The sequence below is a fragment of the Variovorax sp. 278MFTsu5.1 genome (assembly GCF_048305045.1).
Lineage (GTDB): Bacteria > Pseudomonadota > Gammaproteobacteria > Burkholderiales > Burkholderiaceae_C > Variovorax > Variovorax guangxiensis.
In genome coordinates this window covers 2066535-2079426 of sequence record NZ_CP157622.1, presented here as the reverse complement: position 1 = coordinate 2079426, position 12892 = coordinate 2066535, and the positions used below count along the sequence as shown (strand labels likewise).

General features: G+C 67.4%; 13 protein-coding genes. 7 read left to right on the top strand and 6 right to left on the bottom strand.

Annotated elements, in window-relative coordinates:
- The first annotated feature begins 10 nt into the window (after nucleotides 1-10).
- Nucleotides 11-145, top strand: coding sequence for a hypothetical protein (locus tag ABL844_RS09320; protein ID WP_256228313.1), 135 nt, complete (start codon nucleotides 11-13; stop codon nucleotides 143-145).
- Between the two features lie 39 nt (nucleotides 146-184).
- On the top strand, nucleotides 185-436 hold the full coding sequence (locus ABL844_RS09315) for a hypothetical protein (RefSeq protein ID WP_126024524.1): 252 nt from the start codon (nucleotides 185-187) through the stop codon (nucleotides 434-436).
- A 90-nt stretch (nucleotides 437-526) separates the two neighbouring features.
- Here ABL844_RS09315 and ABL844_RS09310 read toward each other — a convergent pair whose 3' ends face one another.
- Nucleotides 527-2920, bottom strand: a complete 2394-nt coding sequence (locus ABL844_RS09310; protein WP_418131070.1) for a DNA polymerase II — start codon at nucleotides 2918-2920, stop codon at nucleotides 527-529.
- Between the two features lie 294 nt (nucleotides 2921-3214).
- Between ABL844_RS09310 and ABL844_RS09305 the strand changes: the two genes are divergently transcribed.
- From ABL844_RS09305 to ABL844_RS09295, 3 genes are all read left to right on the top strand, one after another.
- The gene (locus tag ABL844_RS09305; RefSeq protein ID WP_418131069.1) at nucleotides 3215-3736 is read left to right on the top strand and encodes a hypothetical protein; all 522 of its coding nucleotides are present in this window, start codon (nucleotides 3215-3217) and stop codon (nucleotides 3734-3736) included.
- A 102-nt stretch (nucleotides 3737-3838) separates the two neighbouring features.
- Nucleotides 3839-4882 (top strand): response regulator transcription factor, encoded by a 1044-nt coding sequence (locus ABL844_RS09300; RefSeq protein ID WP_418131068.1) that lies wholly within the window; start codon nucleotides 3839-3841, stop codon nucleotides 4880-4882.
- A 110-nt stretch (nucleotides 4883-4992) separates the two neighbouring features.
- Nucleotides 4993-6249 (top strand): serine hydrolase domain-containing protein, encoded by a 1257-nt coding sequence (locus tag ABL844_RS09295; protein WP_418131067.1) that lies wholly within the window; start codon nucleotides 4993-4995, stop codon nucleotides 6247-6249.
- Between the two features lie 39 nt (nucleotides 6250-6288).
- Here ABL844_RS09295 and ABL844_RS09290 read toward each other — a convergent pair whose 3' ends face one another.
- Genes ABL844_RS09290 through ABL844_RS09270 form a run of 5 tightly spaced genes read right to left on the bottom strand, consistent with a single transcriptional unit; the run spans nucleotide 6289 to nucleotide 10635 of the window.
- Entirely contained in the window at nucleotides 6289-7104 is an 816-nt protein-coding gene (locus ABL844_RS09290; protein WP_418131066.1) for an SDR family NAD(P)-dependent oxidoreductase, read from the bottom strand.
- A gap of 57 nt (nucleotides 7105-7161) precedes the next feature.
- A complete protein-coding gene (locus tag ABL844_RS09285; RefSeq protein WP_418131065.1) occupies nucleotides 7162-7983 on the bottom strand; it encodes an enoyl-CoA hydratase/isomerase family protein in 822 nt (273 codons plus the stop codon).
- A gap of 27 nt (nucleotides 7984-8010) precedes the next feature.
- The gene (locus tag ABL844_RS09280; RefSeq protein WP_418131064.1) at nucleotides 8011-9165 is read right to left on the bottom strand and encodes a thiolase family protein; all 1155 of its coding nucleotides are present in this window, start codon (nucleotides 9163-9165) and stop codon (nucleotides 8011-8013) included.
- Nucleotides 9162-9590 carry a Zn-ribbon domain-containing OB-fold protein gene (locus ABL844_RS09275; protein WP_418131063.1) on the bottom strand — a complete coding sequence of 143 codons (429 nt, stop codon included), beginning with the start codon at nucleotides 9588-9590 and terminating at the stop codon, nucleotides 9162-9164. The genes ABL844_RS09280 and ABL844_RS09275 overlap by 4 nt, the downstream gene beginning before the upstream one ends.
- A 58-nt stretch (nucleotides 9591-9648) precedes the next feature.
- On the bottom strand, nucleotides 9649-10635 hold the full coding sequence (locus tag ABL844_RS09270; protein ID WP_184635847.1) for a Bug family tripartite tricarboxylate transporter substrate binding protein: 987 nt from the start codon (nucleotides 10633-10635) through the stop codon (nucleotides 9649-9651).
- A gap of 191 nt (nucleotides 10636-10826) precedes the next feature.
- Here ABL844_RS09270 and ABL844_RS09265 point away from each other — a divergent pair, with 191 nt between their 5' ends.
- Together ABL844_RS09265 and ABL844_RS09260 are read left to right on the top strand one after the other, a co-directional pair.
- Nucleotides 10827-11687: an IclR family transcriptional regulator gene (locus ABL844_RS09265; protein ID WP_126024515.1), complete on the top strand. Its 861-nt coding sequence runs from the start codon at nucleotides 10827-10829 to the stop codon at nucleotides 11685-11687.
- 65 nt (nucleotides 11688-11752) lie between these two features.
- Nucleotides 11753-12871: an acyl-CoA dehydrogenase family protein gene (locus ABL844_RS09260; protein WP_418131893.1), complete on the top strand. Its 1119-nt coding sequence runs from the start codon at nucleotides 11753-11755 to the stop codon at nucleotides 12869-12871.
- Nucleotides 12872-12892: the final 21 nt, after the last annotated feature.

Sequence of the window (12892 nt, the reverse complement as noted above, 5' to 3'; positions counted from 1 at the left end):
CAACGAAGTGATGCAAGTCCGCGAAGGCGTGCTGCGTGCCATGACCTATGTCCAGGCCTCCGACTACTGCGACGCGCGCGACAAGACGCCGCGCTGGCTTGGCAGGGCACCCGCGGAGCAGGGCGTGCTGTTCCAGTGCTATTGAGCTGAATCCGGGTGGCCGCGGCGCCGCGACAATCCCCGGATGACCACCCTCTACCTGCAGATGACCGAAAAGCTCTCCGAGCACTGGAGAGCCAACAACAACGCCTATCCCCAGAAGTTCGTGCTGAGCCCGGCACTGCGCGCCGAATACGTCCATTGCCTGGAGCTCATGACCATTCCGGGCGAGCGGGACATGAGCGCGACGAAACACATGGGCGTGCGCATCGAGATCGACGAAGCTTCGCCCGGCGTCATGGTGGCCGCCGATGGAGCCGAGGTCGCACTGCGGTAGCGGCAGGCTGCAGACGTCCGCAAGCACGTCTGCTTTCGGGGCTCGCTGCTGAAAACCTGAGAAGACCCGGCGACTGCCCCCTCTGAGGGGCTAGAAAAGATGCTGCTGCGAGCTCGTCAGCGCCGCGAAGCTCTCTCCCATGGGCTGCAGGATGGCATCCGCGATCGGCTGCAGCTGCCGGCTCAGGTAGTGGTCGTAGTCGATCCGGGAGTGGAGGGCCTCCATCGGTTCCGGACCGTTGCGCGTCATGACGTACCGGATCCAGCCGCCGTTCTGGTATTGCCTGGGCCGATGAAGCCGGTCGTTGTGTTCGTCGGCCAGGCGCGCGGCGCGCACCTGCGGCGGCACGTTGACGAGGTAGGCATCCAGGCGATGGCGCAGGCGCTTCCTGTAGACGAGCAGCTCGTCCTGGCCGCCCGACAGCGTCGAGCGCACGTACTCCCTCACGAACTCCTCGTAGGGCTCGCCGCGGAAGATGCGCGAGAGCAGCCCCTCCTGGAACTGCCGCGCCAGCGGGGTCCAGTCGCTGCGAGCCATCTCCAGGCCGCGGTAGATCATTTCCTCCTTGCCCGCGGCGTCCTTGCCCAGGCCGGCATAGCGCTTCTTGCTGCCCACGTCGGAGCCGCGGATGGTGGGCATGAAGAACTTGCTGTAGTGGGTGTCGAACTCGATCTCGAGGAAGTTCTCGAGTCCGTGCGTCTCGCGCAGGGTGCGCGTCCACCAGCCGTTGATGTCCTTCACGAGGCCCGCCGCGACGGCATGCGCCTCCTCGTTGGTGTGGGTGCGCCCGAGCCAGATGAAGATGGAGTCGGTGTCGCCGTAGATGGCCCCGTAGCCCCGGCGTTCCACGAACTCGCGCGTGAGCTTCATCATCTCGTGGCCCCGAAGAGTGATGGCTGACACCAGCTTGGGATTGAAGAAGCGGCACTCCGACGCGCCCAGCACGCCGGCGAACGAGTTCATCAGCAGCTTCAGCGCCTGCGACAGCGGTTCGTTCCCGGCCCGCTTGGCCTCGTCGCGCGCGCGCCAGAGCGTGGTCACGATCTCCGGCAGGCAGTGCTTCGTGCGCGAGAAGGTCGTTCCCTGGGGGCCCTGCACGACCGCGGCCGGGTCGGCGGCGCCGGCACCGGTGCCTTCCACCAGGCCCACGGGATCGACGAGGAAGGTGCGGATGATCGAGGGATAGAGGCTCTTGTAGTCCAGCACCACGACGGAGTCGTAGAAGCCCGGCTTCGAGTCCATCACGTAGCCCCCGGGAAAGGCCTTGCTCGGGATCTCGCCCACGTTCGGCGCCACGTAGCCCAGGCGATGCATGCGAGGCAGGTAGTGGTGGCTGAACGCCGCGATGGAGCCGCCGAAGTGGTCGATCTGCAGGCCGGTGGTCTGCGCTCGTTCCAGCACGAACTGCAGCAGTTTCGCCTTCTCGAAGATGCGCAGGACGAGCTCGCAATCACGGATGTTGTAGTGCGCGAGCGCCGGCTTGTCCTCCTGGTAGCGCCGCTCGATCTCGGCCATCTTGTCGTACTCGTCGCCGATGGCCTTGCCTTCGCCGAGCAGCGCCTGCGAGACGCTCTCCAGGCTGAAGGAAGGAAAGCTCCACATCGCGGCCCGCAGTGCCTCGATGCCATCGACGATCACCCGCCCGGCCACTGAAGCGAACAGATAGCCCTGCTTGCCCGGATGGGTGCGCCAGTCGATGGCGCCTCGCTCCCGTCCCGGAAGCAGTTGCGTCCCGCAGTCGTTGGCCGTCTTCTGCAGCACCCGCAGGTCGAACTGGATGACGCTCCAGCCGACGATGACGTCCGGATCGTTCCTCTCGAACCACTCGTTGAGCTTCTCGATCATGGCCTTGCGGGTCGGGCAATAGACGAGAGAGAAGCCCGCAGGCTCATCCCGCCCGGATGGCTGCTCGCCAAGCATGAAGACCACGCGCTGCGGAAGGCCGTCCAGTGCAATGGAATAGAGCGCTTCGTGCTGGCTGGTTTCGATGTCCAGCGACACCACCTTCAGCGCCGGGCGGAACTCTGGCGCGGGCCTGAGCTTGCCGTCGACGATGGTGGCGCGGCCTGCCCGCACTCCTTCCACGAGCACGCCGGCGGTAATGAAGCGCTCCATGAGATGGCGGTCGTGCGGACGCACGTCCGCTTCGAGCACAGGAACGCCTTGCGGCTGCAGCGCACGCGCCAACCGGCCCAGTTGCCGGAAGTGCCTTGCATAGACACCGACGACGGGTTCCTGCCCGAAGGTCTTCAGGTCGAGCTCGCGAATCTCCATCCCTGGCATGGCGGCAAGCTGCGCCTCCACTGCCGCGCGGTGCCGGGCGGCGACGAACGCGACGCAGGCCTGGGAGGTCAGGAGCACCTTCACCGGTCCTGCATCCGTGGCCAGCCAGTACTCGATCTCGGTGCCGGCGGGTGCGTCACGCCAGTGGCGGGTGAGGATGAATCCCTTGAGTTCGGTGGACGCCGCGGGAGGCTGAGACATGGGGGTGCGAAGAAAGAAGGGCGGACTCGGTCACGCCCGATTCTTGCGCAGTCATCGCAACGTTCCGCGGAACCTTTGGCCGGGGGCTGCGCGCCTGCCTCGACCTCTGGAAAAGACTGGATCCGCCGATGTCGGCCGGGCCGCGGCCATCTTGTCATGGCTTTGCGCCCGACCCCGAAGCTCCCGCATGGCTCGATCACCTATCATGCCGCGCCGTCTCTTGGGCATCGGCCCATCGCAACGTACGAAGCAGAGGTCTCTCGAGTGAAAGAAATATCAGAACGGCTGGTCGCAATGATCGGCCAGCCTTTCGACAGCAAGAAGGTTCGCGAGGTACTGGGCTCCTTGGGCGTCAAGAGGGTTTCCGGTCCGGGTGCCTTCTCCTCGAGCGAGGAGATCATCTGGATACCCAGGGCGTCCGTGCGCATCGACATCTACCAGGCGCAAAAACTGAACGGACTGACGGGATCGAACCACCCCGAGGACGAAGCATGGATCGTCGGCTCCGTGGAGCTTCTCGCGCCCGGATCGGACGACAGGATCAAGGCGCCGTTTTCCGGCCCTCTTCCTATGGGCCTCACCATCGGCTCGACGCCGCAGGATTGCATCGACGCGCACGGCCCACCCGACCTGGACGAGGAGCATGAGCGGCCCGGGTTCTCCGGCAGGGTGCTGGCCTGGCGCAAAGAACACCTGAACCTGGCGATCACGTTCGCCGGCCAGGAGCGCGAGCGCACGATGATCAGCCACACCGTCTGCCTGATCGGCTGCGTCGGCGCCTGGCGCCATACCCATCCGGAGGTGTTCGCGCCCTGACCAGCCGAGGCCGCCGGCTGGCCGCGCGCTCGACGTATCCAGCAAGAAGCCCCGCAGTCTTGGCAGATACACTTTTTCCGACCAACACCCGGTTTCGCCCGCATGACCGCGCAAGCCCCATCCACCATGCGCACGCTGGAGAGCGTACCGGCGGAGTCCGGCCTGGCCACCCTGAGGGATTTCGGGATGTGCCTTCTGGCCCTGGTCACCCTCGCTCGTTCCGGCAATGCGCAGGACATGCACCGCGAGGCCCTTCTGGTGCTGAAAAGCCTGGTTCCCTTCGACTCGGCATGGTGGGGAGAAGTCTCGCCCGGCTCTGACGGCAGCCCGCCCAGGAACTGGCTGCACGGCAGCATCGGGCTGAGCGCCAGCTTCGCGCAGGAGTGGAACGCGCTCGCCGACGCGGACGAGTTCGCAAGTGCATCCATTGCACACTGCGGCGTGGTGCTGCGCGGCGGCTCGGGCGACGGCAGGCATGCGCCGGGGAGCACGGTCGACGCGTTCTGCAAACGGCACGGCCTCCATCACGCCATGGCGATCACGCTGGAGTTGCCGGCGAGCGGGCTGCTGTTCTTCGTATCGATCTACCGCCGCGGTGCCGACTCGGCTTTCCGCGATGAAGAGGCCGTCATCTTCGGCGAGTTCACGCGTCACCTCGTGCAGCACTGGCGCGATGTGCTCGACGGCCTGCAAGGCGCCGTGCCGGGCCGCGCGTGGAGCGCGTATGCGTTCGCCGATGGCGCAGGCCGCCTGCTCTCCCTGGGCGCAAGGCTGGGCCAGGTCCTCCATCGGGCCCATCCGGACTGGCAGGGAACGATGCTGCCTCCCAACATCGCGGACCTGGCCCGCCAGGCGCCGTGCTCCGTCGCGATGGGCCGCTCGGATCGCGTGTCGATCGCGCCCTGCGGTCGCCTGCTCGCGCTGGTGCTCGAAGACCGAAGCCCCGGCGATCCACTCGCCCCGCGCGAACGCCGGGCCGCCACCCTGTACGCCGAGGGCCGCTCCTACAAGGAGATTGCCGAGCGGCTCGATCTGAGCCCCGCGACAGTGCGCACCTACCTGCGCAACGTGTACGCCGTCCTGGGCGTGCGCAACAAGATCGAGCTTCTGTCCGCCCTGGGCCCTGGCACGCGCGAGGCCCCGTAGTTTCCCGCCCCTCCTCATTTGCAGAGGCCTGACCGCGAAGGCCGCTCGCTACGCTGCCGGCTCCAAAGCTCAGCCTGCGAGAGCGGGCACTACACCCAAGGAATTCCCCAATGAGACTCGGCTTCCAAACCATGGCCGCCAGCCTGCGAGCGCGCGGACTCGCAACCGCATGCGGCCTGGCACTGCTTGCCTGCGCCGCCCATTCGCAACCGATGCCGCCCCCGCCTGCGGGCGCGCCGGCTTCTTCTGTTCCCGTCGCGCTCCAGGAAGTGCGCTGGCAGATGCTGAACCCGGGCATCAACGCGCTGACCTTCCGCTCGATGGACCGGATCTTCGACACCCGGGAAGTCACCCACCGGCGCGCGACATGGGCCATTCCGCGCAACGACGCGCCGCTGAACTTCCGCTACGAGTTCGCAGGCGCCACCCGCACCCCGGAGGACTTCCTCGACCGCACCTACACCAACGCCCTTGTGGTCATCAAGGACGGCGCCATCGTCTACGAGAACTACCGCAACCTTTGCGACGACAGCACGCGGTTCATGGGCTGGTCCATGACGAAATCCATCGTCTCCACCCTGGTCGGCATCGCGCTGGAGGAGAAACGCATCGCCTCGATCGAGGATCCGATCGTCAAGTACCTCCCCGAGCTCGCGCGCGGCGCCTACAGGGACGTGTCGATCCGGCAGGTGCTGGAGATGCGGTCCGGGGTGGACTACGAGGAGCGGTACGACTTCCAGAATCCCGGCATCGCGGCGAGCAACCACATGTCGTCGCTCGTGCGAAACACCTCGCGCTTCGCGGATGTCGCCACGACCATCGGGCGTGCGCATCCGCCGGGCAGCCACTTCGCCTACAAGACGATCGACACGGCCGTGCTCGGCTGGCTGGTCGAACGCGTCAGCGGCACCACCTTTGCGGGCTACATGAGCGAGAAACTGTGGGAGCCGCTGGGCGCGGAGAGCAACGGCTTCTTCATCATGGACGGCGGCCCGGGCGTGGGCCGCGAGTTCACCGGGGCGGGATTCAATGCAACCGCGAGGGACTGGGCGCGCCTGGGACTGCTTTTCCTGAACAACGGCCGGGCGAACGGAAGGCAGATCATTCCCGAGAAGTGGGTCAAGGCGGCGACGGCCTCGGTGCCCGGCAGCGACTCGCCGAACGGCGGATACGGCTACCAGTGGTGGACCTTTCCGAGCACCGGCGCGTACTACGCCCTTGGGCTGCAAGGCCAGTACACGTACGTCGACCCGGCCACCCGCACGGTGGTCGTGAAGCTCAGCTACATGCCGCCGGGCCGCGATGAGCCCTATGCCGAAACGCGCGCCTTCCTGCAGGCGGTCTCGGCCTGGAAGCCATCCAGATAGAGGACCGCATAGGGATGAGCGCTGTTTGCGGCAACCACTTCAAATCATCGCGAAACCGCCCGATGCCCCGATCGTCTGGCCAGTGACGAACAACGCGCGATCGGATGCCAGGAACGCGACCAGGCCGGAGACGTCGTCCGGCCTGGACAGCCGTCCGACGCCCTTTGAGATCGGATAGAGGTTCACCATCTTTGCGAGCAGTTCGTTGTTCTGCACTGTTGCGTCGGGATGCAGCGGACCGTCCTTGATGCCTTCGTGCGAGACCGCGCCAAGGGCGATCGAATTGACCGTGACCGCGTGGCGGCCGTGCTCGCGCGCCAAAGCCTTGGCGAAGCCCGCGATGGCGGCCTTCGCGCCGGAGTACACGGCCATGTTGGCCTCGCCGATCCGGCCGGCCTCCGAGATGATGTTCACGATGCGCCCACGCTTGGCCGCAACCATGCCGGGCAGCACCGCGTGGCAGCAGTGGAAGGTGCCATACACGTTGAGGTTGACGATCTTGGCCCAGTCGGCCACCGGCATGTCGACGAAGGCCGGCGTGCGACCGCCCTTCTCGCGGCGCTCGGGAATGATGCCGGCGTTGTTCACGAGGATCTGCACCGGCGCGTCGAAGTGCCGCGCGGCGGCATCGACCATGGCCTGCACCTGCTCGGCCTGCGTGATGTCGGCGGGCGCTGCCAGCGCCTTGCCGCCCTGCCCCTCGATCTCGCGCGCCACGGCCTGTGCCCGCTCGGGGAACAGGTCGTTGACCACGACGCGCGCGCCTTCGCGGGCGAGTTCGATGCAGATCTGCCGGCCGACGCCCTGGCCGCCGCCGGTCACCAGCGCGACCTGTGAGTCCAAACCGAGTTTCATATGTGTGTTTCCTTGATTGCTTGCTTGCTTTGAATGGATGGGGAATGCGGACGGGGCTCAGCGCCCCTGGAACACGGGCTTGCGCTTCTCGACGAAGGCGCGCATGCCTTCCTTGCGGTCCTCGCTGTCCACCAGCATGGCCGCGGCATAGCGCTCGTACTCGAGGCCGCTGTCCAGGTCGGTCTGCATGCCGCGGTTGACGGCCCGCTTGACGAAGCGCACCGCCAGCGGCGGCATCTCGCCGATCTGCTGCGCGAGGGCGATGGCGGCCGGCAGCAGTTCGGCGCCGGGCAGCACCTGCGTGACCAGGCCGTAGTCGAGGGCCTTGGCCGCATCGATCTGCGCGGCCGTGAACATCAGCGCCTTGGCGCGCGCCTCGCCGATCAGCCGCGGCAGCCGCTGCGTGCCGCCCGCCGCGGGAAGCACGCCGAGCTTCACTTCGGGAAGGCCCAGCCGTGCATGGTCGGCCGCCAGCCGCAGGTCGCAGCACAGCGCCAGTTCGAGGCCGCCGCCGAGCGCGACACCGTTGATCGCCGCGAGAGTGGGCTTCTCGAATTCCTCGATGCCGCGGAACAGGTCGTGCGTCGCCTTCTGGGCGACGAAGAAGTCGGTGGCGCAGATCTGGTGGTCGGCGCGTTCCTTGATGTCGGCGCCGGCGCAGAAGGCGCGCTCGCCGGCGCCCGTGAGCACCACCGCGCGCACGCGCTGGTCGGCGCGGGCCAGGTCGAAGAAGGCGTGGGCGAGGTCGGGCTTCATCGTGCCGCCCAGCGTGTTCATGCGGTCGGGCCGGTTGAGCGTGACGATGGCAACGTGCCCTTCGACACGATAAGTAAGCGTCGAGAGTTCGACGAGGTCGGGGCGGTTGTTTTCTTCAGGCATGGTGTTTCCTTGCGAGTTCTTGCGCTGTCATGCCGTGGCGCGGGAGAGCACGTGCGCGATGGCCACCGACCCGAGCCCGATCATGTGGGCCATGCCCCAGCTCGCACCCGCGTGCTGCCGGTCGCCGGCCTCGCCGCGAAGCTGCCGCGTGATCTCCGCGATCTGGCCGATGCCGGTGGGGCCCAGCGGGTGCCCCATGCCGATGAGGCCGCCCGATGCGTTGATCGCGCAGCGCCCGCCGATGCGCGAGTCGCCGCGCAGCAGGTATGCGGCGCCCTCGCCCTGCTCGCACACGCCGATTGCTTCGCTGTAGAGCAACTCCTCCACCGAGAAGGCGTCGTGCAGTTCCAGCAGGTCCAGCCGGCTTGCGGGAATCGCCGCCTGTTCGAGCGCCGCGCGGGCGCTGGCACGCACGAGGTCGACCGCCGCGGCGCCGTAGGAGGTCTCGGGTGTTTCGCTGCACGCGGTCGAGGCGCGCACGCGCACGCAGCGGGCAGCGTCCAGGCCCAGACGGCGCAGCGCGCGGCCCGAGACGACGATGACGGCCGCGGCGCCTTCGCCGCGCGGGCAGCATTGCTGCACGGTCAGGTCGCCCGCCACGGCCGGCGAAGCAAGCACCTGTTCTAGGGTGCGCGGCTTGCGGAACTGCGCGAAAGGGTTGCGCGACGCGTTGCCATGGTTCTTCACCGCCACCTGCGCCATGGAGGCCGCGTCCGCACCGCGTTCGCGCAGGTAGGTGCGGGCCATCATCGCGAACTTCACGGCAGGCACGTTGGCCGTCTCGCTCAGTCGGGCGAGGCCTTCCTTGTCGGCCGCGCGCCGGGCGTCGCCGTGCTTGTCCACGCCCACCGCCAGCACCACGTCGCTGACGCCGCGCGCCACCTCCATGCACGCCTGCCGGAAAGCGAACGAGCCCGATGCCGATGCGTTCTCGACCTGCGTGACCGCGAGCCCGCTGGAGCCGAGGTGCCGCAGCATCACGCGCCCGGCCGCCATGCCGATGGAGGTGGTGCCCACGTAGGCGCTGTTCACCTGCGGCCAGGCCAGGCCCGCGTCCGCCAGCGCGGCGCGCACCGCAGTCAGGCCCAGGTGCGTGTAGGGCGTCTCGCTCGGGAACTGGTACGCGTGCATGCCGATGCCGGCCACGTACACGCCTTCGTTGTCGTCGATCCAGTTGCTCATCGCGCCGCTCCTTCAGCCGGAACGAAGCGGCAGGCGAAAGTCTCGCCGCCCGGCTGCGCCACCGCGACGGCACGCAACGCCATGCCGACATGCAGGGCCGACTCGTCGGAGCCGGCGATCACGCCCTCCTCGACGAGCCCGTCCTCGATGAGGATGTCGGCGGCGATGCGCGGCACCTCCATGCCGGGCAGCAGTGGCACGTGCAAAGTGATGTACTCCAGCAGCTTGCCGCCGCCGGGACGCGCCACTTTCTCGGCGCCCTGCAGCGGATCGCCGCAGTGACTGCAGCCGGGCACGTTGGCGGGAAAGACGAGCTTTCGGCACGCCGGACATTGCGCATAGAGGAACTCCAGCGACTCGCCGTCGGGCGCGAGCTGGTAGAGCGTCGGATGCTGTGGCTGCAGGCCACGCAGGTCAGTGGTCATAGAAACGGATTTCCCGGTTGTCGAAAAAAAGAGGAGTTGGGGGGGTGCGGCGCGCGTGCTACTCCAGCCTGGCGCCGGAGTTCTGCACCACCTCGCGCCAGCGCGTCATCTCGGACTTGACGAAGGCGTCGAGCTTCTCGCCGCGCATGCCGCGCATCGGCACGCTGCCGAACTTCTCGGTGGCGGCCAGGACTTCCGGATTCACGATGACTTCCGCCATGGCGTCGGCAAGGCGCTTGACGATGGGCGCGGGCGTCTTCGACGAGACGAACATGGCGCCCCATGCGCTCGACTCGGCGCCGGGGTAGCCCAGTTCGGCGACGGTCGGCAGGTCGGGCGCGCTGCCCAGGCGCGACTTGCCGGTCACGGCCAGCGCCTTGAGCTTGCCCGACTGCACGAAGGGCAGCACCACGGCCGCGTAGTCGAAGGCCAGGTCGAGGTTGCCGGCGATCAGGTCGGTCAACGCGGGGCTGCTGCCCTTGTAGGGCACGTGCGTCATCTTGATGCCCGCGGTCGTCTGGAAGAGCTCCGCCGTCAGGTGCGTGGCCGTGCCCGCGCCCGCCGAGCCGAAGTTGAGCTTGCCGGGGTTCTGTTTGGCGTACGCCACCAGCTCGGGCACCGTCTTGAACGGCTTGTTCGGGTTGATGACCAGGATCAGCGGCGATTCCGACATGCCGTGCACGGGCGTGAAGTCCTTGACCGGGTCGTAGCGCACGTTCTTGTAGAGCGCGAGGTTCGCCGCGTGCGTGCCCTGCGTGCCGTAGATCAGCGTGTAGCCGTCCGCCGGTTGGCGCACCGCGTATTCCACGCCGATGGAGCCGCCGGCACCGGGGCGGTTGTCGACGACCACCTGCTGGCCGAGCTTCTCGCCCAGCTTCAGCGCAAGCAGGCGGGAAGTGTTGTCGGTGATGCCGCCGGGTGGAAACGGCACGACGAAGGTCAGCGGCTTCGAAGGCCAGCCGTCGGCTTCGCCAGCCGCATGCACTGCAGTGGCGAGGAGGAGCGCGCTGCTGGCAGCGACGAGAGCTTTGAGGAAGGTTTTCAAGGGTTGTCTCCGGGTTTTGTGACGCTATTCGATTGCGTTTTTTCTACGAATAGACGTAGACTACTTCAACCCATCGTTGTTTGACAACCGTGTTTTCTGCCTCTTCCAGCAAATCATTCAACTGAAATCGCCGGTAAATGCATGACTCCCGTAGCTATGATCGATAACTTCTACGACCTATCGGAGGATTCATGCCAACCATCGTCCCTGCAGCCGCCCGCACGATGACCCTGCTCGAAGTCTTTGCGCGCGAAAAACGCGAGCTGTCCAACTCGGACCTGGCCCGCCTCATGGACCTGCCCGAGAGCAGCTGCTCCGACCTGCTGCACACGCTGCACGAACTGGGCTACCTGCTGCGCACCGCGCGCAGCCGGCGCTTCTATCCAACCGCGCGCCTGCTCACCGTTGCCAAGGAAATCTCCGCGAGCGACCCGCTGTACGCCGTGGGTGCCGAGGCCTGCGAGCTGCTGCGCGACCGCACCGGCGAGACCGGCCTGTGCGGCCGGCTGGAGAACGGCGTCGTGAAAGTCATCGCGCTGAGCGAAGGCCGCCACGCGCTGCGCTACATGCAGCACGTGGGCGACAAGCTCGCGCTGCACGTCTCCGCCCTCGGCAAGGCGATCCTCGCGGTCGGCACGCCGGAAGAGGCGGCGCGCCAGCTGCGCCTGAAGCCGCTGCGCGTGCTGGCCTCGGGCACGCTCACCGACCTGTCCGAACTCGAAGCGCAGGTGGAACGTGCGCGCGAACAGGGCTGGATCTGGGTCGAGAACGAAGGCAGCGAAGGGCTGACCGCAGTGGCGGTCGCCGGCCAGATCGGCGGCGAGACGCTGGCCCTGTCGGTGGCCGGGCTCACCCATCGCATGCGAGACCAGCGCGAGCGCTGCCTCGAGGCGCTGCAGGAGGTCAAGGCCATCGTCTTCCGCAAGCAGGCCGCCGAAGGCGCGACGCGCGAGCAGCCGGCGACGGCAGCGGCCTCTTCTTCAACGGCTTCTTCGCCGGCCTCTTCATCTTCCCGCCGCGGCGCCAAGGCCTCGCCTCCCGCAGAGCCTTGAGCGCGGCCCACCTTCATCACCATCAAACAGGAGACAACGTGTACACCCAGACTGCAGAACAAGCCATGCTGCGCGACAGCATCCGCCGCTTCATGAAGAGCGAGGTCGCCCCCATCGTCGCGCGCCACGACCAGGAGAAGACCTTTCCCTTCGAGCTGCTCAAGCCCCTGTCGGAGTTCGGCTACCTGGGCGGAAGGCTGTCGGAAGAAGAAGGTGGCATGGGCCTGGACCAGCTCACCTGGGCGATGCTGATGGAGGAAGCGGGCTATGCCTGGCTTTCGCTGCGCACCATGCTCAACATCACCAACGCGGCCATCAACAAGCTCGCGGCCGAGGCCACGCCCGCGCAGAAGGAGCGCTTCCTCAAGCCGCTGCTGAACAACGAGCGCCGCTGCTTCAGCGCCATCAGCGAGCCGGGCACGGGCTCCAACATCGCGCAGGTACAGACCCGCGCCGACCTGCAGGGCGACCACTACGTGCTCAACGGCCGCAAGCTGTGGATCACCAACGGCGCCTTCGGCGACTTCGGCATCGTGGTGGCCCGCACCTTCAGCCCCGACTGCCAGGGCCAGCTCTCCACTTTCCTCGTCGAGCGCGACGTGTCGCCTTACGAGATGCGACGCGTCGACACGATGGTGCTGCGCAGCACCGGCACGGCCGAGCTGGGCTTCGACAACGTCAAGGTGCCGCGCGAGAACCTGCTGGGCGAGGAAGGCGGCGCGCTCAAGAAGATGCTGATCGGCCTGGACAGCGCGCGCGTGAACATCGCCATGGGTGCCGTGGGCGCCGCGCAGTCGGCGCTCGACCTCTCCATTGACTACGCGCGCACGCGCACGCAGTTCGGCAAGCTCATCGGCAGCTTCCAGCTGGTGCAGAAGCTGATCGTCGACATGACGATCCGCGTGGAGGCCGCGCGCGCGCTCGGCCTGCGCGCCGCCGCAGCGCTCGACTCGGGCCACGACGCACGCACCGCCGCGTCCATCGCCAAGCTGTATGCCACCGAAGCCGCCCACGAGGTGGCCAGCATGGCGCTGCAGGTACACGGCGGCCTGGGCTACGCCACCGACTACCCGATCGAGCGGATCTTCCGCGACACCCGCGGCGGGACCATTCCGGAAGGCACGACCGAAGTGCAGACGCTGATCGTCGGGCGCGAGATCCTCGGCATCTCGGCCATCGCCTGAACGCCGCGGGAGTCGCACAGC